This window comes from Undibacterium sp. Dicai25W (assembly GCF_049340505.1).
Lineage (GTDB): Bacteria > Pseudomonadota > Gammaproteobacteria > Burkholderiales > Burkholderiaceae_D > Undibacterium > Undibacterium jejuense.
Map to the genome: position 1 here is coordinate 52,021 of NZ_JBMPOQ010000016.1, position 21,163 is coordinate 73,183.

Consider the following 21,163-nt stretch of genomic DNA (forward strand, 5'->3'; position numbering starts at 1 on the left):
TAGAATATCGGGGCAATATCAGCTGCTTAGGTAACGCTGACTACCTCTTATCTTACTTCGACTAAATGCGCTTCGGAAATAAGATGTAAATAAATTTTCGAGATATAAGTCAGAAATATACTTGAATTTTACTTCGTGGAAATGTCTTTTTTAAGTAGTTTCCACAACTCGAACCTGAGTACTGGTATTGCCAATAAAACTTATTATCAATTTAGCTCAATTTATTTAGAGACACGCTTTACACGCAACTTAATTATGAATCGCAATTTGAAACATGGCCTGAATTTTCTTTGTCAATTTTTGTCAATTTCGACTAAATAACTTCGAAAATCAAAAACCGTTTGCGCCTTGATAAGCAGCATCACTGATTAGATATAAGCTTACTTTAGCGAAATGCTAATCTTAAGGATAAACACGATGTCATTCCTGTCAACGTGTAATTTCACAACACTTCCATTCGGGGTTTCCATGTCCGGCAAGATTCGTTATTTCTTTCAAAAGCAAATTCATCAAGTCGACAATATTCCGGCGACCAGAACTTTGCTCCAACATTTACGCGAAGACTTGCATTGCACTGGCACCAAAGAAGGCTGCGCTGAAGGTGATTGCGGCGCGTGTACGGTGGTCGTTGGCGAAGTTAATAATGGCCAATTGACAATGAAATCTGTCAACGCCTGTTTGCAACTGATGCCAACACTTGATGGCAAAGCGATTTTTACTGTTGAAGACTTACAAACTGGCGAAGACTTGCACCCTGTTCAACAAGCGATGGTCGAATGCCACGGATCACAATGTGGCTTCTGTACTCCGGGATTTGTGATGTCCTTGTGGGATCTGTACCTTGATCGTGAACCACCCTGCGCACCATTGCAACGTAAGCAGATTGATATTGCCCTGTCCGGCAATCTGTGCCGCTGTACCGGCTATCGTCCGATTATTGACGCAGCACATAAGATGGAACAATTGCCACGCCAGCATTTCGATAAACAAGCCGTGCTGCAGATATTAAACACCCTCGAGCAGACCGACACCCTTGACTACGTTCACGCTGGTCAACATTTCTTTGCCCCACGCAAGCTGAGCGACTTAATTGCGTTGCGCAAGACCTATCCACAAGCATGCCTGTTGGCAGGTGGTACGGACATTGGTATCTGGGTGACCAAGCAATTCCGCGATTTAGGTCATATTATTTATCTTGGTAAAGTCGTAGAATTACAACAGATCAGCGAAGAAAATGACACTTTAAAAATTGGTGCTGCGGTCAGCCTTGATGATGCATATCGCCATATTTGCCAGCACTATCCGCAAGAATTAAATGATCTATGGCAGCGCTTTGCCTCATTGCCGATACGTCACGCAGGTACGCTGGGCGGCAATGTAGCCAACGGTTCACCGATTGGTGATTCTATGCCATGGCTGATTGCCTTAGGCAGCCGTGTCGTTTTACATGGTGGTGCTGGTGAACGAGAACTGGCCTTAGAAGATTTTTATCTCGCGTATCAAAAGAAAGATCTGCAAGCAGATGAAATCGTCTCTGCGGTACGTATTCCCTTACCGCGCGCGAATCTGATTTTCCGCACTTATAAATTAGCGAAGCGTTTTGATCAGGATATTTCAGCAGTCTGTGCTGCTTTTTCGGCAGACCTGGTAGGTGACCGTTTAAGCAATGTGCGTATTGCTTTTGGCGGTATGGCTGCGACGCCAAAACGCGCACAGAAAGCCGAAATGGTCCTCAATCAACAGACATGGAATGAAGCCAGTCTGAATGTCGCCATGAGTGCCCTGGCGGAAGATTACGCACCTTTGTCAGATATGCGTGCGTCCGCCGGTTACCGTTTGCAAACTGCACAGAATTTATTGCGTCGTTTCTGGCTGGAAACCCGCCCGGATTCGCCGCTTACCACGCAAAGTGTGAATGCCTTTGCGAGTGCGAATATGAATGCGACGGAGGCAAAATGAAAGATCTGGCACAAACAAATACATCAGCACCTTGGGCCGAAGTCGGTAAACCACATCCGCATGAATCTGCGGTGTTACACGTTTGCGGCACTGCTAACTACACCGATGATTTACCGGAGTTGCAAGGCACGTTGCATGCCGCGCTCGGCTTATCCACGCAGGCACATGCAAAAATTAACAACATCAATCTGGATGCGGTTCGCGCGGCCAATGGCGTCGTCGCCGTCTATACAGCAAAGGACTTTCCGGGCACCAATGAATGCGGTCCAATTATCAAAGATGATCCGATTCTTGCCGATGGCAAAGTCGAATATGTCGGTCAACCAGTGTTTGTCGTTGTCGCCCACAGCCACGATCATGCACGCCGCGCAGCGCGCCTTGGAAAAATTGACTACGAAACTTTGACACCCATACTACATCCGCGAGCCGCACGCGACGCCGAATCCTATGTCCTGCCACCAATGTCTTTATCACGCGGGGATGCGCAGCAAGCGCTGGAAAAAGCACCGAATCGTATTCAGGGTAGCTGGCAAGTGGGTGGGCAGGAACAGTTTTACCTCGAAGGCCAAATCGCGTATGCGATTCCAAAAGAAGCAAACGGAATGGCGGTCATGTGTTCGACTCAACATCCAAGTGAAATGCAGCACATTGTCGCGCATGCGTTGGCTATACCGTCGCATAGCGTGCAGGTCGAATGTCGGCGCATGGGTGGTGGTTTTGGCGGTAAAGAATCCCAATCAGGTTTGTGGGCAGCGGCAGCAGCCTTGTGTGCTTTCCATTTAAAGCGCCCGATTAAGTTACGTGCAGATCGCGACGATGACATGATGGTTACCGGTAAGCGTCATGAATTTCACTACGATTATGACGTTGCTTACGATGAGCAAGGCTTAATCCTCGGTGCGAGATTTGAGCTTGTGTCGCGCGCTGGTTTTTCGGCAGACTTATCGGGGCCGGTAGCAACCCGTGCTGTCTGCCACGTCGATAACACTTACTACCTGTCAGATGTCGATATTCGCGCGATGTGCGGCAAAACCAATACCCAATCGAATACCGCGTTCCGCGGCTTTGGCGGACCACAAGGAGCGATCCTGATTGAATATGTCATCGATGAGATCGCGCGCTTATTGGGTAAAGATGCGCTCGATGTGCGCAAGCTAAATTTCTATGGTCGCAATGATGCCGAAGGTAGAAACGTCACGCATTACGGCCAGAAAGTTGCTGACAATGTCATCCATGAATTAGTGGCTGAGATTGAAGCGAGTAGCAGCTATCGTGCGCGTCGACTTGCCATCAACGAATTTAATGCGCAAAGCCCCATTCTAAAAAAAGGGCTGGCGCTGACACCCCATAAATTTGGCATCGCGTTTAACGTCACACACTTGAATCAAGCGGGTGCGTTAGTTCATGTATACCTCGATGGATCAGTACTGGTCAATCATGGTGGCACCGAAATGGGACAAGGCTTGAACACCAAGGTAGCGCAAGTTGTGGCCCATGAGCTTGGCGTACCACTCTCTCAGGTTCGCGTGAGCGCAACCGATACGACAAAGATTGCCAATACTTCTGCCACGGCGGCGTCAACGGGTGCTGATCTCAACGGTAAAGCGGCGCAGGATGCGGCACGCCAAATACGCGAACGCCTGTCTGAATTTGCGGTAAAAACTTACGGTGGCAATGTTGCTGACGTGCGATTTTCTGATGGACAGATTTACTGTAATGGCTCCGGCATTGCGTTTGAAGAGGTCGTCAATAAAGCTTATTTTGCCCGCGTACAATTGTGGTCCGATGGCTTTTACGCCACACCGCATTTGCAATGGGATAGTAAGACCATGACTGGCAGCCCGTTTTCTTATTACGCTTATGGTGCGGCGGTGTCTGAAGTGATTGTCGATACCTTGACTGGCGAATGGAAATTACTGCGCGCCGATGCTTTGTATGATGCTGGCAATTCCCTGAATCCTGCGATTGATGTTGGCCAGGTAGAAGGCGCGTTTATTCAAGGCATGGGTTGGTTGACGACGGAAGAATTAGTCTGGAATGCCAACGGCAAATTGACCACGCATGCGCCGTCAACGTATAAAATTCCGGCGATTTCTGATTGTCCGGAAGACTTCCGCGTACGTTTATTTAAAAACACCAATGTCGCTGACAGCATCCATCGTTCAAAAGCCGTTGGTGAACCGCCGTTGCTGTTACCATTCTCAGTCTTCTTTGCCATTCGCGATGCGATCGCCAGCGTTGCTGACGGTAAAATCAATCCACCGCTGACTGCACCTGCTACCAGCGAAGCCATTTTGCGTGCTGTGACGGCAGTACAAACTTTGTAATCTCAGTAAATCCATGACTATCACTCTTGCCTTGCGCGCCAGCCTTTTACATTACACCGACGATCCGGCATTGACGGAGGACGGTATCCATTGGCATGCCGATGGTTTGCTGTTATTGGAGGGAGAAAAAATTGTCGCAGCTGGAGACTATGCTGCTTTAAAACATCTGGTTCCTGATGCGCTGACGGTGCAACATTACCCAGGCAAAATCATCGTGCCGGGTTTTATCGATACGCATATTCATTATCCACAAACGGACATGATCGCGTCGCCAGCACCGGGTTTATTGCCCTGGCTGGAACAATATACGTTTCCGACAGAAAGACAATTCCAAAATCCAGCGCACGCGAATGATGTCGCTTCGTTTTTTTTGGATGAATTGCTACGCTGTGGTACCACCACGGCAATGGTGTATTGCACGGTACATCCAGAGTCCGTCGATGCTTTTTTTACGCAAAGTGAACAACGTAATCTGCGTATGGTCGCTGGCAAGGTCATGATGGACAGACATTGTCCGGAATTCTTACAGGACACCGCAGAAAGCAGCGCGCGCGATAGCGAAGTATTGATACAACGATGGCATAACCAAGGTCGCCAGTTATATGCGATTACGCCACGCTTTGCACCGACCTCAACGCCCGAACAATTGCATCTGGCTGGAGAATTGGCAAAGCAATATCCTGACACCTTTATTCAGACGCACGTCGCTGAAAACAAAGATGAATGTGCATGGGCCAGATCACTGTTCCCCAATGCCCGCAGCTACCTGGATATCTACGACCAGGTCGGTCTGATGCGTCCACGCGCGATGTATGCGCATTGCATCTGGCTCGATGATGAAGACAGACGACGCATGGCGGAAACGCAATCCGCAGTCGCATTGTGCCCGACATCGAACTTATTTTTAGGTAGCGGCTTGTTTGATTTTGATAAAGCCGAAGCCGCGAAAGTGCCTTTATCAATTGCCACTGACGTCGGTGGCGGAACATCGTTCTCGATGCTACAAACGATGAATGAAACCTACAAGGTTGCCCGCATGGGTGGACGCTATCTGCCTGCTTCTCGTATGTTTTACACCGCAACCTTGGGTGCCGCACGTGCCATGCAATTACACAACACCATAGGTAGTTTTCAGTCCGGAAACGAAGCCGATTTTATTATCGTCGATCCCAAAGCCACGCCATTACTTGCACGGCGCAGTGCGCATATCAATTCTTTGGAAGAGCAGTTATTTGTTCTCGCAATGCTGGGAGATGACCGCTGTATCGAGGCGACTTATGCGGCGGGTAAGTTGGTACACAATAAGATATAAGCACCCCTAGCGTTGACTGAACTGACCCCATTTAGTTGTTTTATATAAATCGCCAAGTCCTTACTGCACTCTTTCTGCCACAATAAAAGGACAGATATTTTGTCCATAATTTCAATGTAAAAAAGCCCGCTTTGAAACAAAGCGGGCTTTTTTTGATACTGAAGACCTGCATCAGGATGCAGGTCTTTCAAGCTACTATCTCGTAATACTAAGTTTAATTATTTAAACTTATAAGATGCAGCAACGTAGAAGAATCTGCCATTTGGATCATATTGGTAGATATCGTATCCGCTTTGGAACTGATTGCTCGCAGGAATAAACGTATCTGGATGTCTATCAAACATATTTTTCAAACCTGCAGACAAAGTTGCATTTTTGATGCCTTTGTACGCCACGTTTAAATCAAACGTTTGGAATGGGCTGATGTAGTTTGGTTGTTTGAGCAAATTATTTGGTGTTCTGTAACCAGAAGAGAAGTTCTGAACAACAGTTGATTCCCAAACATCACGTGACCAAGTCACAGCCACTTGATGCTTCCAACGCAGAATTACACCGCCGTCTTTCGCACCGACTACTGGAGTAGCAACGTTTTTGATGTCATTAACCAATGTACCAACTTTGCCATACAACACACCACTAGGCGAAGTTTGGTCAAACTTGTTCATGTAGGTGCCGTTAAAATTAACGCCCAGACCACCGATGGCAAACTTATCCTTCCAGTTAGCAAACACATCCAAACCTTGTACGTCTGCTGTACCCGCGTTGGCAGTAACAACTTTCAACGCTGTAATGTTGTTGTTTCCATCAACAGTTACCAGACCTGCATAAGCTGCATCACCGCGACGGAAACCATCCACAACTTCCTGTTCAGATGGGGCAGAAATGTAGTTGTTAATTCTGATACGGAAGAAATCCGCACCCAGACTTAAGTTATTCGTTGGTTGCAACACTACACCGGCAGAAAACTGTTTGGATTTTTCTGGTTGCAGATTTGGATTACCACCAGTTGTTTCGTTACCAATCTGGATATTGGTTTGATTAGTACCACCTGGGCCATTGTCATTAAACTGACCAGACGAACCAACTGTTTGTGGATACCACAAATCGTTCAAAGTTGGTGCGCGGAAACCAGTACCGTAGGAAGTACGGAACAGGACGGCCTTAGTCGGTTGATAACGCAAGTTTGCCTTGTAATTCGTTGTGTTACCAACGTCATTGTAACGGTCAGTACGAGCGGACAAGTTACCATCGAGGTTTTTCAACAACGGAATATTTAACTCACCAAACAGGGAGTTGACAGTGCGGCTTTTATCCAATGGTACAACTGCACCACCCAAACCAGCGATATCACCTGCTTGATATGCAGCACTAGGATTGAAATTGATCGATTCTTTCGTGGACTGAACACCAGCAGCATACTGCCATGTAGATTCACCGACCTTCATCAAATCGCCAGTGATTTTCGCATCGAACGTATTGCTTTTCGATGTTTGTGTCAGATAATCACCACTAAAACTGGACGCTTTGATAGCGGAAGTCAATGCAGGATTCTGAACGCCACCTGCAGCCCATGGGTTCCAGTTGCTATTTGGGTCGTTGATCGCTTTTGCGTAACCAACTTGCGAAAAGTAGCCGGATGTCACGGAGCTTGTCAGTTTGGATTGGTTTGTTGCGTAAGCAACTTCGTAATCCTGATCTGCGATAGTGCCTTTAGCACCAATAATCATACGATATTGGTCTGCAGTATCAACACCAGAACGTGGGCCAAAATCTTTTACACGTGCAGTAATGGCTAGCGGTTGACCAATCAACGCACCTTGACCAATAGAAGTCAAATAAGGAGCAGCGATCGATTTGTAGGCTGGATTGCTTGGGTAAAGCAACAATGCTTTTTCAACGTTTTGTGCGTCAAATAAAGAGTCACCATCAAAGAAGTCACTACGTGCTGGGGATGCTTGGTATGTTTGTGTCACTTTGCTGCGTGAAAACAAACCTTCTGCAAACAACTCAACGTTGGAGTTAACTTTGTAATTCAGATTACCGGAAACACTCAGCAATTCGCGGTCAGGAGTCAAACCTACGTCTGGTCCGCTGTCATAAGCGCAAAAATCAGTACCGCCAGATGTCAGCTTCGACATGCCAATGGTGCCGCATTGGTTGCTCGCTGCCATTGGATTACCCACACCAATACTACCAGTTGATTGATCTGCACCGCCACCCAGAGTCCAACCGCCTTGAATATTACCCTGACCAGTTGCACCGGAGGAGTAAAACGGCTTACGTGTAGCAGAACTGGCGTAAGCACGATCCTTACCAAACAGTGCTTTTGCTTTTTCGTAAGAACCTGACACTACACCGCTAAAGCCGTTATCAAGGTCAAACCCGGCAACGATAGATGCACGTCCATTTTGACCGCCACCGCTATTTGTCGGGGAACCGATTTCGCTGCTGGCTTCAATACCGTCATATTTCTTCTTCAAAATGAAGTTGACAACACCCGCCATTGCATCACTACCATAGATGCCTGAAGCGCCGTCTTTCAACACTTCAACGCGCTCAATCGCAGCCAGAGGGATAACGTTAATATTTACGGCACCACCGCCATTGGCAAATGTCGCTAAACGGCGACCATTGACCAACACCAGAGTGCGGGCATCACCAATACCGCGCAAAGAGATAGATGAGAGACCACCGGTAGAATTACCTGCGCCAGCAGCATTAGTTGTACTACCTGCAGATGAAATAGCAGTAATGGTGGAAAGCAATTCTTGTGTACTTGTAACACCAAGACGATCGATTTCTGTCTTAGTCACTACCGTTACTGGCAATGCTGTTTCAGAATCAACACGTTTCAAGGACGAACCAGTAACTTCAACTCGTTGTACTGTTTGTGCTGCCTCTTGTGCCATTGCAGTTTGCGCAAATGCAGTAACTGCAACGCCACCTACGAACATCAGACGTACTGACTTCGCTATCATTTTTTCGACCATATCACTACTCCTCCTAAGTTTTTTGAGCTTACGTTTTTACGTAACCAGCTTTTTGTACTGAATATCAATCTTCAAATACAGAAATTTTTACAAACATTTCATCAGACACTTTTGAGTCAAATTTTTGGTTCACTGAGAATTGTGACCAAATTATGAAAAAATATTTATGCACTATAGGAACATTTTGAACAAATACATGTCAAGCGGGTCTTTTTTTTTTATTCAAAAAAACCACACTGATCTCGCCCGACAAGCACTTTTTTTTGTCACAAAATGGCGCGATTTTCTCTAAATTCATAGGGATCTGAAATTATTCTGGGGCACAATTTATACTTTTAGAGTTAGAAAAATTCTTTTCATTCCAAATAATCTTCATGATTACTCTCGCATCAAATAGATTTTGTTAATGATTTACATGGTTCATCGAATTTGTTGCGGGCTTATGTATAAAACTATGTTACATAGTTGCGCACCATGTTAGTGCGTATTACACAACATCAGGAAGACGATAATATTTGACGAGAAAAAAAGATTGCTTTTTAAATTGGTCGTTGATAAGCCTTTTTGTCGCTAAATTGCAACATGAAATATTGCCGCATGGAACTTTACATCGCCAGTTCAAAAAAGAAACAGTTTACCTTCTGGTAGAAATCGAAAAAAAAGACGCTGATAAATTGTCAGCGTCTTTTTTGATGCACTTTATGTGTTTTATGCCACTAATGTTGATCGGCTATCAAAAGAATTTGTATCGACCACGCAGATAGAAAGCACGTCCCAAAGGATTAGTGAATGTAGCATCGTAACCCGTTTGGAAATTGGCCTCGGTGCGTGAAGCTGGTGGATCGGTATTAAAGATATTTTTAATCCCAAAAGCAATGTCTAAATTCTTCACACCGCTCCAACCCAAGGTGGCATCAAATGTATTGTACGCAGCGACTTTTCTCTCATCAGGATAGCTTGGTGAACCTAATGCTGTCGGGTTAGTAAAATCATTGTAGCCCGCTGTGTAATTATCAGTAATAGAAGCTGCCCACACGCCACGATTAAACGCCACGGTAATCATATGACGCCATCTTGGTGCAGGACCAAAATCTTTGTACCCACCCAAGTCGCTGACAGAAGCCAGGCCTTGATACTGATAACCATGCTTAGTGAACAAAGTGCCATCAAAATTGACCGTGAATTGGCCAACCGATTCAAGCTTTTGTTTGTAGTTCAGATTCAGATCGATGCCTGATGCAAAGAAACTACCCGCATTCACGTTTGGCAAAGAAATATAGGCCAATGGGAAGTTAGGGTTGGTACTTCCTTTGATCGCTCCCGTTTGCTTTCCATCATCAACCCAACCTTGTGGAAACTGCGCTGGATCATAACGATAGAACTGATTAGTATAAGCTGATGGATTGCCCAAAACGGAGTTTTCACTTAATTGTACGATCGCGTTGTCAATCGTTACGCTCCAATAATCAATCGATCCGCTGAAGTGGGAACTAGGCTGAAATACCAGACCTAAAGAATATTGCTTCGACTTTTCTGGTGCCAGGTTTGCATTTCCAGACTGAGCAATATTTAACTGCACATTACACTCGTCCTGCAGATTTCCGACTGGATTACCATTGCTAATCGGTACACCGCCCGGGCAACGAACCGGATCACTAAAATTACCGTTAGTATTATTGCCAGTGGTAAATGGACGCAAGGCCTGATACAAAGTCGGAGCGCGGAATCCAGTGCCGTACGAAACGCGCGCCAGCATGGTCGAAGATGGCTTATACGTAAAACCTATTTTAGGACTCAGCTTATTGAACGACGTACCGTAGCTATTTTTGTAGGAATCATAACGCGCTGCAACGCTCGCCTCTAAGTCTTTGTAGACTGGAATAGTTGATTCTGTGAACAAACCGAGCACATTGCGATCGCCTGTCACACTTGGTACAGGACCATTGCCACCCACCTGATCACCACTTGCAAGTATTTGCCCTGAGAACTGATTCAAATCCTCTTTACGGTAATTGACGCCAAGTGCTAAGCCAACAGCACCGTAGCTATTTTGCATAATTTCTTTAGAAATACGTGCATCAAATTCTTTAGCAACCGATGAACCATTATTTTCAAATTGACCATTAAGTTGTGCACCGTTTAACAAAGCCAGGCTGGTTGAATCTTGCGCACCAAAGACATTAATGGATCCGGCATTAACCAAAGGTGTCAATTTTGCATAAGAGAATTGCCCGTTACCAAAACTGATCGACACTTCATTTTTAGAATAGGAGAATGCGGTATCGTAGTCCCAACCGCCAATCACACCGCGTGAACCCACTAACACGCGTAAGCTCTTGGTATCAGTAATGTCCTGACGACCACCTCCCGCAACGGTACGCCATGTACCTGACATGGGTCCTGTTGGCGTCACGACGACGTTATTTGGGAGCACAGAACCACCCTGCAATACGGTTCCATTTGGCAAGGTATAGGTTGTTCCTGCTGGTACTGTGTACCCAGCTGGAATAGTGAATGAGGCTGGATAAAAACGCCCATTTGCCGGATAAGTCATATTGACCGTATAAGGCGCAGGCGAGTAGGTTGCCACGACGTTGTCTTTTGTATGCGTTACTTCACCATACAACTCATGGTCATCGTTTATTTTCAGAACGCCACGTGCGACGATATTGTCGTGTGTTTGTTTTGGAATAAGGTCAATATATTTGACGTAATCTGTTCCGCACGATTGCGCATCCCGAACCACCAAGCCAAATTCGGGATTGTTACATCCGTTGTAACGATATGGGTTGACTCCCGTGTAACTATTACCCAAGGTGTCAGTAAAATTGAAATTTGGAACGCCGTTGCGGGGTGACGCTTTGTTGATACCAAGATCAGGACGAACTGCGGTGGCAGCAAAAGCGCGATCTTTCGCCTTCAGTGCATCATCCGTTTCATGGTTGGCACTTAATAAAATATTAAAGCCTTGAACGTTTAAGTCACCGTATCCGCCCAGCACATTAAAACTGCGCGTGTCACCATTACCTTGATCGACTTTGGTGCCGTAAAACGATGCTTCTAAACCTTGATAATTTTTCTTAAGGATAAAGTTAATCACACCAGCGATAGCATCTGCACCGTAAATCGCAGAAGCGCCATCGCGCAATACTTCTATCTTTTCAATCGCAGACAAGGGAATACTATTTAAGTCGACCGGATTGCTACCGATCGCATAGTTCGCGAGGCGGCGACCGTTTAATAATACAAGCGTATATTGCGAACCGATACCACGTAAGTTAGCAGTCGATGGAGCGCCGGTTGCACCCACATTATTAGCGACTACGCTACCGCCGAAGTTACCCGGGATCATATTCACCAGGTCTTGCGCAGTGGTTGCGCCTGTACGTTCAATGTCTTCACGCTTCATCACTGTGACTGGCAGCACGCCTTCACTTTCTACGCGCTTGATTGATGAACCTGTAATTTCTACTCTTTGCGCTTCTGGCGCGGTTTGCTGCGCCAATGCTGGCTGTGCCATTGCACCGATCGCGACGCCACTGACAAACAGCAGACGTACCAATCTGGATAATTTTTTCTCCACCATTACTCAACTCCTCCTATGATTTTCCCGATGTTTTTTTAAGTTTTTTAATGCTTCTTTCATCTATCTATCTTTTACAAATATTTCTCTTTATTTTTGAAGTGATTCAACGGTGATTAAGCACAACGCATTTCTTAAAAACTGCACTTCACCAAAAAATTTCTGAAAAACATTTATATCTTATGGAAGCATTTAGTATCAATCGTTGTCAACGGCGCCAATATTAAATAAAAATTAATATTTCTAACTTTAAATATTCCGTCCATCAAAAAACCTCTGATTTTTATGTCCATTTTCCATATTTTTAGCAGACAAAAAAAAGCCATAAAACATAATAATATTTATAAAAATAAATAATTACCAATATTTAAACACGTGAATTTTGTAATTCTCTAATTTTTATTCAATTTTGTACGATTATCAAAACTTAAAATAATCTACGAAAAGGTGACCATTGCACTCACTTTCCCGTCATTTATTGAGATGTATAAACTCACGTTTAATTACACTTTGTAACGATGGTTGTTGGTTTTTCGTACTTCTTAGGAAAATTTATACGAACCAGCACGCCATCAGCAACGTTGTATTGTCACTTCAAGATGAACATAACAAACAAGAAAAAACACAATGTTTCTGTCGTCGTTGTCAGGAGTCACGAAAGAATAAAACTCTTAAGATTTCAGATCAGCGGCGATGCCGTTAAGGTTGGAAACAATCACTCCTGTCCAACTACGCCAGTAAGAATGCTTTATGCGGGTTCTTCGAAGGCTTAAACGAAAAAAGCTGAGGCTCCACATGGGAGACTCAGCTTTTTTTCTTTATTACCCTTAGCTATATCATCAGAATTACTTCAGAGTTTTGCCTGATGAAAGTAGATTTCTATTATTTCGCTGGAGCATCGGCCGAGGCCGCTGCCACTTTTACTTCTGGTTCTTTAAACTGTCCACCACTTGCGTTTGCCATATGAACGACGGCGCGGGCGACTTCTACGTCGTCTAAATCAGGGTTGCCGCCTTTGGCTGGCATGGCGCGAATACCTTCAACGGCATGTTTCAACAAAGTGTCATAGCCTTGTGCAAGGCGAGGGGCCCAAGAGCCGGCATCTGCAAATTTCGGTGCACCTGCAGCACCAGTGCTATGGCAAGCAGAACAAACCATTTTGTAGACGGCTTCGCCAGACTGCAATTGTTTAGGGCCGCTCGTGTCTTTGAATGTGAAACCTTCATCAGCAACAGGTTGAATACGTGCTGCGACTGCTTCGGCGGTCAAGGCAGAAGAACCAGCGCCGACCTTTTTATCGTTGGAAACGTATTGCACTAACAAAACAATCGCGATAATTGGAACCAAAAATCCTGCGAGAACTGCGGCGATGAGTTGTTTAGGTGTTTTTATCACTGATTCGTGTTCGTCGTGCGCGTCGCTCATGGTTTCCTCTTTGCAAATGAAATAATCATCCCGGTTGCTTGCCAGTGATACAAATCAACTGACACCAAAGTTTTGGATTATAGAACCAAAAGATCAAGCTTTGCGGATAAAAGCATGGTTTGTCTGATTTGCATCAGTGAATTTTATTGTGCAATACGGTAGCCAGAGCCGGAATCGCCTGTCGGGATGTAATTTTGCATCGACATCCAACAATGAAAGTCAGACTTTTTTCCAGTTCAGAGTAACTTATTGAATTCGGTTGATCTCTTTTTAGCGAGTCTTCCGCTATTAACAAGATCCAAAACGTCAAAAGTCCGCTTAGTTTCGCTAAATATCAAAAATATTGTGTTAGGTGCAATGCAAAATCGCTCTTAAACGGATACAATTGCGATCCTCAGAAGTGAGTACAACGCGACCGTCTTCCAACGGATAGGATACGAGTTTCCGAAGCTCGCAATACAGGTTCGATTCCTGTCGGTCGCACCAGTTGCATTACTTTTGATTCCCAAGCGCAAATTACTTGCCACGCTGCTCTGCTCCCAAGTTTTCATTCGATACATGCTTAAGTCCAATGTCGCTGGCGCGATTTTGCACAAGTCCCATCATTTTAGTTGCTTCCACAATATCGCTTTGTGTCTGCTACACTCTTCCTGCTTGTTGTTATTAAATAATTTTAATTTTTAAATATTACCAACTTTACTTCGGTGTAAAACGCTCAATGGTCGCGTTGCGTGGGCATAGCATCCGGGTACATATGGTCAATATCTCAACTTCAAAAAGGTGTTCTATGACGTCTTCTCGTTTCTCGCTATCCGCTGTCAGCTTATCTTTGGCATTTGCTTTTGGTGGATTAATGCATGTACCTGCCATCGCGGCGGAGTCTGCACCTCCGGCGGCAGCTAACGCAAAATTACCAGCTGGCATACAGTTTGTACGAAACGTCGAAGGCATCAATGAGTATGTGCTACCGAATGGTTTAAAAGTATTGTTGGTACCAGATGCGAGCAAACCAAGCACCACCGTTAACATCACCTATCGTGTTGGTTCACGCTATGAGAACTATGGTGAAACCGGGATGGCGCATTTGTTAGAGCATTTGATGTTTAAAGGTAGTAAGCAACATCCGCGTTTGTGGGAAGAAATGTCGCAGCGCGGTGTGCAGTTTAACGGCACGACTTCCTATGACCGCACGAACTACTACGAAACCTTTGCGGCAAAACCAGAAACCCTGAAATGGGCGCTTTCCATGGAAGCGGATCGCATGGTGAATTCACGAATTTCTGGTGAGGACCTGAAAACAGAATTCTCGGTGGTCAGAAATGAAATGGAAAAAAACGAAAACTCGTCTATAGGCATGCTGATGCAGCGTGTCACTTCCAGCGCGTATCAATGGCATAACTATGGCAAAGATACGATAGGTGCACGTACTGACGTAGAAAATGTCAATATCCCTCATTTGCAAGCATTTTGGCGTAAATACTATCAGCCAGACAATGCAACGCTGACCGTTGCAGGCGCGTTTGATGCAAACCAGGTATTGCAATTAGTGGTCCAATATTTTGGTAAAATTCCACGCCCCAAACGCGTAATTGAACCAACCTACACTCTTGATCCGACACAAGATGGTGAACGTGATGTGACCGTGCGCCGCGTTGGCGAATCACCTGCCGTAGTGGCGATGTATCACACGATGCCTGCCGCGGATCCTGATTACGCAGCGACTGAGGCACTCGCCTTAATCCTCGCAGACAGCCCAAATGGCCGCTTGTACAAAGCCTTGGTAGAAGCGAAGAAAACCGTTGACGTCTTCCCTTATGCAGCCAATCTGGATGAGCCAGGTTTCTTACTGATAGGCGCAAATCTGCGTTCTGACCAGGATACTGCCGAAGCCAAGAAGATCATGGTCAGTACGATCGAGGGCTTTGCTCAACAACCGGTAACCGAAGAAGAATTAGCCCGCGCTAAAGCAAAGCTGAATTCGGATCTGGCACAGATATTTAATGACCCTGAAAAATTCGCGGTGGCTTTGTCAGACAACATCGCTTCCGGCGACTGGCGTTTATTCTTGTTGTTCCGCGATCGCGTCAATGCGCTGACCGTCGCCGACGTCCAAAGGGTTGCCACAACCTGGCTCAAAACCAGCAATCGCACGACTGGTAGCTTTATTCCTGAAGCAAAACCAGAGCGTGTACCAGCGCCAGCCAAGGTCAACGTGACAGAACAAATCAAAACCTTCAAACCTGGTGTAGCAATTGCTCAGGCCGAAGTCTTTGATAGCTCGACTGCCAACATCGATAAACGTACTCAGATTGGTTCACTCGACAATGGCCTGAAATATGCGTTGTTGCCGAAAACTACACGTGGCAATACGGTCGTCATGGCAATGAACCTATATCTGGGTGATGCACAAAGCCTTAAAGATCAAGCACTGAATGCTGAATTGGCAGCGGCAATGCTTAATCGTGGAACTGAAAAACTCAGCCATCAGGCATTTACTGAAGAACTCGATAAACTCAAAGCCAAGTTGCAAATTACGGGTGGTGCCGGTAATGTCAGCGTGACACTGGAAACTGTACGTGACAACTTGCCACGCGTGTTGGAATTGGTGCACGATGCCTTGCGTCAACCCGCGTTCAATGAAACGGAATTCACCCAACTGGTGAACGCACAATTGGCGCAACTGGAAGAATCCAGTAAAGATCCGCAGGCATTGGCTATTGATGCGGTACGTCAGGCGAACAATAGCTGGCCAGCTGGTGACCCGCGTCGTTATCAAAGTATCGCTGAAAAAATCGCAGGTTTAAAGAATGCTAAGTTGGCGGATGTTCGCGCGTTCTGGAAGGATTTCTATGGCATTAATCAAGCAAATCAGGCGCAAGTTGCCGTGGTGGGAGAGTTTGATGCGAATGCGCTTAAAGGCCAACTAGCATCTGCGTTTGGTGCATGGAAAGCTGGTCACGATTTCCAACGCCTGAACAAGGTGTACAACGCGACTCAAGGCAAAGATCAACGCATTGCGACGCCAGACAAAGCAAACGCATTTTTCTTTGCCAATATGAGCGTACCAACCAGCGCGCAAAGTCCTGATTATCCAGCCTTAGTCATGGCAAACTATCTGCTCGGTGGCAACGTAAATTCGCGAATATTTAACCGTATCCGTCAAAAAGATGGGATCAGCTATGGTGGTGGCTCCTCGTATTCTGCAGCGTATCTTGACGAGGTAAGCAGTTTCTCTGCCTATGCTATCTACGCTCCGCAAAATCGCGAAAAGCTAGAAACCGGTATGCGTGAAGAGATCAACAAAGCAGTCAGGGACGGCTTCACAGCAGCAGAATTAGAAGATGGCAAAAAGAGCTATTTGCAAGAACGTCAGCTAGAACGTAGTCAGGACAATCTGTTAGCTCAAAATCTCGCCAGTAACTTGTTCTTGGGATTAAATATGCAACATGATACTGAACTCGAGAAAAAAATATCGGCGCTCACCGTGTCCGATCTCAAAACAGCAATGCAAAAGTATCTGGCTTACGAAAAAATGGTACGTGTTTTTTCAGGTGATTTTAAGTAAGCACGTGTTCAATGCATAAAAAAAGGGTGTCGGATATTAATTGAATCGATTATTCCGACACGAGTTTGGCCTTGCTACTATTTCGGGCGAGGCCATTTTTTTACAGCTTCTCTCGCAGAACTGTGTCCTCGTCTTCGCGGAGGATGACCAAGTGCCGATTTGTTGCATGCCATACCAGTCATCCAACCGCCAAGCTGCAATGAGTCATTCCCGTGCAGGTGAGCATGTGGTGGCGCATTAGCCCCTTGATGCCGGATAGCAGCACAGCCCAAATGAAACAAAGTCGTTGGCATGCTGTTGCTTTATATAAAATAAAATAGGCTTGTACTGTTCTTTCATCCTGCCTTTGTTGTTCTCAAGGTACATTTTTAATCTTAGTCTGGCTTATATTATCTGTCGGCAATGCTCATGATCACATGCGACATTATTGCTTTGAATTAATATCATGGAGATAAGAGAACCCCTAGGTTATAAAAAAGCAGAGCCGGAAGCAAATTCTGGCGTGCCTTCTCACTGACTACCTAGCTGTCGAAAAAATTTATGCGTGGATTTCCCACATTATTGAATGCAATATTCGTGGCGGTCATATTGACTTCGCTGCCTATCACTGCTGCCTCAGCGCCAGTTGACCGTCTGCGTCTGGCCTCTTTAGACTGGTCTCCTTATGTTAGTCCATCATTACCTGACGAGGGATTCGTTGCGGCGATAGTGAAAGCGGCGGCGCAAAAAAGTCAGTCAGAGGTCAGTATTGATTATTTTCCATGGAGCCGCACGGTACAAGTTGGTTTAAACGATGCGGACTATGCCGGATATTTTCCGGCGTTTTATTTGAAGGAGCGCGAGAAAAGCTGCTATTTCTCAAACACTTTGGGTAATAGCACGGTGGGTTTTGCATCGCTAAAAAATAAACTGTTTGATTGGCAAACCTTACAAGACTTACAGTTTTATTATATTGGCGTGGTACAAGACTACGCGAATGGCGAAGAATTCGACGCGCTGGTCAAACAACGCATCATACGGACGGACACCGCCCCTTCAGATATCAGTAACGTCAGAAAACTACTTGCTGGTCGCGTTGATGTGATTGTGATCGACAAAAACGTGTTGCGTCAGTTGCTCATTACGGACAACAGCCTGAGCAAAGATAAACTTAATATTGTCTTTCACGCTAAGGAATTGACCAATTTTTCTATGCATATTTGCTTCCAGCATACAGCTCGCGGCTTACGTTTGCAGAAAATTTTCAATGCAGGTTTAAATACACTCAATATCAAACAACTCGAAAACCAGTATTTTTTACAATTACAGCCAGGTGTTGTATCCAAGAGCGTAGCGCATTGAGTATTTTATCTAAGTCAAACCAAACAGCCGTCTTAAATATTTGTTAGCTGATTAGGAAGCATTTTTTGCTGCATACATTTTTGTCATATTCTATTCATCCATCGTGTGTAGAATCCGCGCATGAGTTTTTATGTTTCTCGCCTTATTTGTCAACGAATTATCATCGTCTGCGCATTTGCGCTCGCTGCGAGCAGTGCTTTTGCTACTGAATTGACAGTCGTCACTGAAGAATTACCTCCACTCGATTACGCGGATCATGGTGTTGCCACCGGCTATTCAACTGAGCTTATTGAGGCGGTCTTGCGAGAAGCGAAGATCAAATCGACGGTCAATATTTTGCCATGGGCACGCGCTTATCAAATGGCGACAACGCAGCCCAATACGCTGATTTTTTCGACCACCCGTAATGCTGATCGCGAGGAGTTATTTGAATGGATAGGCCCTATTAGTTCAAGACAGATCTACTTATACAAACTCAAAAGTCGCACAGACATTGAAGTCAAAACTGTCGCTGATAGCTTTCATTACAAAATTGGTCTGGTTCGCGAAATGGCATCCGGGAAAACGTTTTTAAAAAATAATAATGTGCCGGACACTGCAATAGACTATGCGCCGACTGCAGAATCAAATCTAAAAAAATTATTAGTCGGTAGAATCGATTTGATCATTTCCCTGGATTGGAGCGCGGCATATCAGATGAAAAAAGAAAAACGCAACCCCAACGAGCTAGAACCTGTGCTGGTGTTAGATGATAAAAGTAGCTATTACTTCGCACTGAACAAGCAAAGCGATCCGGTTCTGGTAAGAAAAATCCGTAAAGCGTTTGAAAAAGTGAAGCAATCCGGATTAATGGACAGACTCAGAAATAAATACATGCATTGACAAAGGTACCGTCCGGCTACTTCAATGAATATCAGGCTCTTTTTGCTACGCAGCTTGTCGTCAAAACAAAGTTAATTGCCCGCTGCTCCCCTTATCAATCTCAGCTAGCCTGACCCCGAGTCCCAACAACCTCACCGGTAAATGCCGTCGAGCAAAGCCGGTTTCTAATAAGTGACCATAGACCTCCTGGCTCATGTTTTTACCCACACACTCCACCGTGGTGACACGAAAATCTGAAAAACGTATTTTCACGAAAAGTTTATGAATATGAGGGATAGCACCCGCCCTGTCCGCGCGCCGTTCAAGCGAAGTATATAACTCCGGCATTTCTGCCACACAGGCTGCGAGGTCAGGTAAATCGTTGGTATAAGTTTCTTCAACGCTGACCGATTTACGTTCGGAACTGGTGTCCACTTCACGCAAATCGATACCACGACAAAGCTGGTATAAGTTGTTTCCAAGCTTACCAAAATGCAAAGTTAAATCAGCCAACGACCATGTTAGCAAGTCTTTACATTCGTGAATTCCCATACTGTGTAACTTTGCCGCGGTTACTTTTCCAACACCAAATAAGCGTTTCACTGGTAAAGCTGTAACAAAATCATGTACCTGATCGGGCAAGATTACAAACATGCCATCCGGTTTATTCCAGTCACTGGCAATTTTGGCGAGAAATTTATTTGGAGCGACCCCGGCTGAAGCTGTAATGCCTACTGTATCGGCAATGCGAGCACGAATTTCTTGGGCAATGAGCGTTGCGCTGCCATGGTGCTGTGAGGATTGACTGACATCCAGATACGCTTCATCTAGCGACAAAGGTTCGACAGCATCGGTGTAATCGCGGTAGATATCCAAAATTTGACGTGAAGCAATGCGATATTTTTCCATCGCTGGCGGTAATATCACCAGATCCGGACAACGGCGTAATGCCTGCGACATTGGCATTGCAGAGTGAATACCAAAGCGTCGCGCTTCATAATTACAAGTTGCCACTACCCCGCGCTGATCCGGCCGTCCTCCAACGGCCAAAGGACGACCACGAAGAGACGGATCATCCCGCATCTCTATTGACGCGTAGAAACAATCACAGTCGCAATGGATGATTTTTTTCAACTCGGAGAATCAGGCGTAAAAGGAATGCCCTATTTTAGCCGAAATTATGCAAATTACTGTATATAAAATCAGTATTTGTGACTGCATGTCCAATGACAAACCAACTGATTTACGTCACTATTGAGTTATTCTTCTCTTTTTAGATTTTGATCATGAAAAAAATTCTCTCTTTACTTGCTAGTTTTGCTCTGAGTTTGAGTTTAAATATTGCGCATGCTGACATCACCCATCCTTACGATGAAACAGCAGATGCACCAGCGATGGTTACCAAAGCGCTGGTAGAAGCCAAAACAGCGAAAAAAGATGTATTGGTTATTTTTGGTGCCAACTGGTGCAAAGATTGCCTGGAATTAAGTAAATCTATGCAAGGTCAAAGCGCGGCCTTAATCGCCAGCAAATTTGTGGTCGTCAAAGTCGATGTTGGCCAATTCGATAAAAATCAGGATCTGGCCAATAGCTATGGCAACCCGATCAAAAAGGGCATTCCTGCCGCGGTGGTGTTGAAACCAGACAATACCGTCCTGTATGCTTCAAAAGGTGGTGAGCTATCGAATGCGCGACGAATGAGCGAACAAGGTGTTTATGATTTTTTTAATCAGATCATCACTCAACGTCAATGAGATTTTTATTATAAAATAGTAAAGTAATCATGTAACAAGGCTGGCA

General features: G+C 45.3%; 12 protein-coding genes and 1 tRNA gene. 8 read left to right on the top strand and 5 right to left on the bottom strand.

The genetic code is table 11. The annotated features are described in order from the left end of the window. Positions 1-468 precede the first annotated feature (468 nt). From xdhA to guaD, 3 genes are read left to right on the top strand one after another with little or no spacing between them, the layout of a single operon-like run. The gene (xdhA, locus tag ACO0KY_RS15615; protein ID WP_423047612.1) at positions 469-1,959 is read left to right on the top strand and encodes a xanthine dehydrogenase small subunit; all 1,491 of its coding nucleotides are present in this window, start codon (positions 469-471) and stop codon (positions 1,957-1,959) included. Next, a complete protein-coding gene (gene xdhB / locus ACO0KY_RS15620; RefSeq protein ID WP_423047581.1) occupies positions 1,956-4,286 on the top strand; it encodes a xanthine dehydrogenase molybdopterin binding subunit in 2,331 nt (776 codons plus the stop codon). Before xdhA ends, xdhB begins: the two co-directional genes overlap by 4 nt. Before the next feature lie 13 nt (positions 4,287-4,299). Further along, positions 4,300-5,598, top strand: a complete 1,299-nt coding sequence (gene guaD / locus ACO0KY_RS15625; protein WP_423047583.1) for a guanine deaminase — start codon at positions 4,300-4,302, stop codon at positions 5,596-5,598. A gap of 218 nt (positions 5,599-5,816) precedes the next feature. On the opposite strand, the gene ACO0KY_RS15630 is transcribed toward guaD, so the two are convergent. The 3 genes from ACO0KY_RS15630 to ACO0KY_RS15640 all read right to left on the bottom strand — a co-directional run bounded on the left by ACO0KY_RS15630 (position 5,817) and on the right by ACO0KY_RS15640 (position 13,596). Then, positions 5,817-8,588, bottom strand: a complete 2,772-nt coding sequence (locus ACO0KY_RS15630; RefSeq protein WP_423047585.1) for a TonB-dependent receptor — start codon at positions 8,586-8,588, stop codon at positions 5,817-5,819. 733 nt (positions 8,589-9,321) lie between these two features. Continuing rightward, positions 9,322-12,174, bottom strand: a complete 2,853-nt coding sequence (locus ACO0KY_RS15635) for a TonB-dependent receptor (protein ID WP_423047587.1) — start codon at positions 12,172-12,174, stop codon at positions 9,322-9,324. A gap of 879 nt (positions 12,175-13,053) precedes the next feature. After that, complete coding sequence (locus ACO0KY_RS15640; protein WP_423047589.1) at positions 13,054-13,596, bottom strand: c-type cytochrome; 543 nt, start codon at positions 13,594-13,596, stop codon at positions 13,054-13,056. 411 nt (positions 13,597-14,007) lie between these two features. Between ACO0KY_RS15640 and ACO0KY_RS15645 the strand changes: the two genes are divergently transcribed. Further along, positions 14,008-14,082 (top strand) — tRNA-Arg (locus tag ACO0KY_RS15645). Positions 14,083-14,383: 301 nt separating this feature from the next. Beyond that, positions 14,384-17,161 (top strand): M16 family metallopeptidase, encoded by a 2,778-nt coding sequence (locus tag ACO0KY_RS15650; RefSeq protein WP_186911946.1) that lies wholly within the window; start codon positions 14,384-14,386, stop codon positions 17,159-17,161. 77 nt (positions 17,162-17,238) lie between these two features. Here the strand turns inward: ACO0KY_RS15650 and ACO0KY_RS15655 are convergent, their stop codons facing one another. Next, positions 17,239-17,454, bottom strand: coding sequence for a hypothetical protein (locus ACO0KY_RS15655; RefSeq protein WP_423047591.1), 216 nt, complete (start codon positions 17,452-17,454; stop codon positions 17,239-17,241). 247 nt (positions 17,455-17,701) lie between these two features. Here ACO0KY_RS15655 and ACO0KY_RS15660 point away from each other — a divergent pair, with 247 nt between their 5' ends. Both ACO0KY_RS15660 and ACO0KY_RS15665 read left to right on the top strand, forming a co-directional pair. Then, positions 17,702-18,502 carry a substrate-binding periplasmic protein gene (locus ACO0KY_RS15660; protein ID WP_423047593.1) on the top strand — a complete coding sequence of 267 codons (801 nt, stop codon included), beginning with the start codon at positions 17,702-17,704 and terminating at the stop codon, positions 18,500-18,502. A 120-nt stretch (positions 18,503-18,622) separates the two neighbouring features. Then, positions 18,623-19,384: a substrate-binding periplasmic protein gene (locus ACO0KY_RS15665; protein ID WP_423047595.1), complete on the top strand. Its 762-nt coding sequence runs from the start codon at positions 18,623-18,625 to the stop codon at positions 19,382-19,384. Between the two features lie 60 nt (positions 19,385-19,444). On the opposite strand, the gene dinB is transcribed toward ACO0KY_RS15665, so the two are convergent. Next, positions 19,445-20,497, bottom strand: a complete 1,053-nt coding sequence (gene dinB / locus ACO0KY_RS15670) for a DNA polymerase IV (RefSeq protein ID WP_423047597.1) — start codon at positions 20,495-20,497, stop codon at positions 19,445-19,447. A gap of 152 nt (positions 20,498-20,649) precedes the next feature. Here dinB and ACO0KY_RS15675 point away from each other — a divergent pair, with 152 nt between their 5' ends. Then, the gene (locus tag ACO0KY_RS15675; RefSeq protein ID WP_423047599.1) at positions 20,650-21,117 is read left to right on the top strand and encodes a thioredoxin family protein; all 468 of its coding nucleotides are present in this window, start codon (positions 20,650-20,652) and stop codon (positions 21,115-21,117) included. Positions 21,118-21,163 lie beyond the last annotated feature (46 nt).

Bases quoted from the DNA above. Each gene is read 5' to 3' on its own strand.
- ACO0KY_RS15640 (WP_423047589.1), bottom strand. From the start codon at position 13,596: ATGAGCGACGCGCACGACGAACACGAATCAGTGATAAAAACACCTAAA.
- ACO0KY_RS15655 (WP_423047591.1), bottom strand. From the start codon at position 17,454: ATGCCAACGACTTTGTTTCATTTGGGCTGTGCTGCTATCCGGCATCAA.
- xdhB (WP_423047581.1), top strand. From the start codon at position 1,956: ATGAAAGATCTGGCACAAACAAATACATCAGCACCTTGGGCCGAAGTC.
- ACO0KY_RS15675 (WP_423047599.1), top strand. From the start codon at position 20,650: ATGAAAAAAATTCTCTCTTTACTTGCTAGTTTTGCTCTGAGTTTGAGT.
- ACO0KY_RS15630 (WP_423047585.1), bottom strand. From the start codon at position 8,588: ATGGTCGAAAAAATGATAGCGAAGTCAGTACGTCTGATGTTCGTAGGT.
- ACO0KY_RS15635 (WP_423047587.1), bottom strand. From the start codon at position 12,174: ATGGTGGAGAAAAAATTATCCAGATTGGTACGTCTGCTGTTTGTCAGT.
- xdhA (WP_423047612.1), top strand. From the start codon at position 469: ATGTCCGGCAAGATTCGTTATTTCTTTCAAAAGCAAATTCATCAAGTC.
- ACO0KY_RS15660 (WP_423047593.1), top strand. From the start codon at position 17,702: ATGCGTGGATTTCCCACATTATTGAATGCAATATTCGTGGCGGTCATA.
- ACO0KY_RS15665 (WP_423047595.1), top strand. From the start codon at position 18,623: ATGAGTTTTTATGTTTCTCGCCTTATTTGTCAACGAATTATCATCGTC.
- guaD (WP_423047583.1), top strand. From the start codon at position 4,300: ATGACTATCACTCTTGCCTTGCGCGCCAGCCTTTTACATTACACCGAC.
- ACO0KY_RS15650 (WP_186911946.1), top strand. From the start codon at position 14,384: ATGACGTCTTCTCGTTTCTCGCTATCCGCTGTCAGCTTATCTTTGGCA.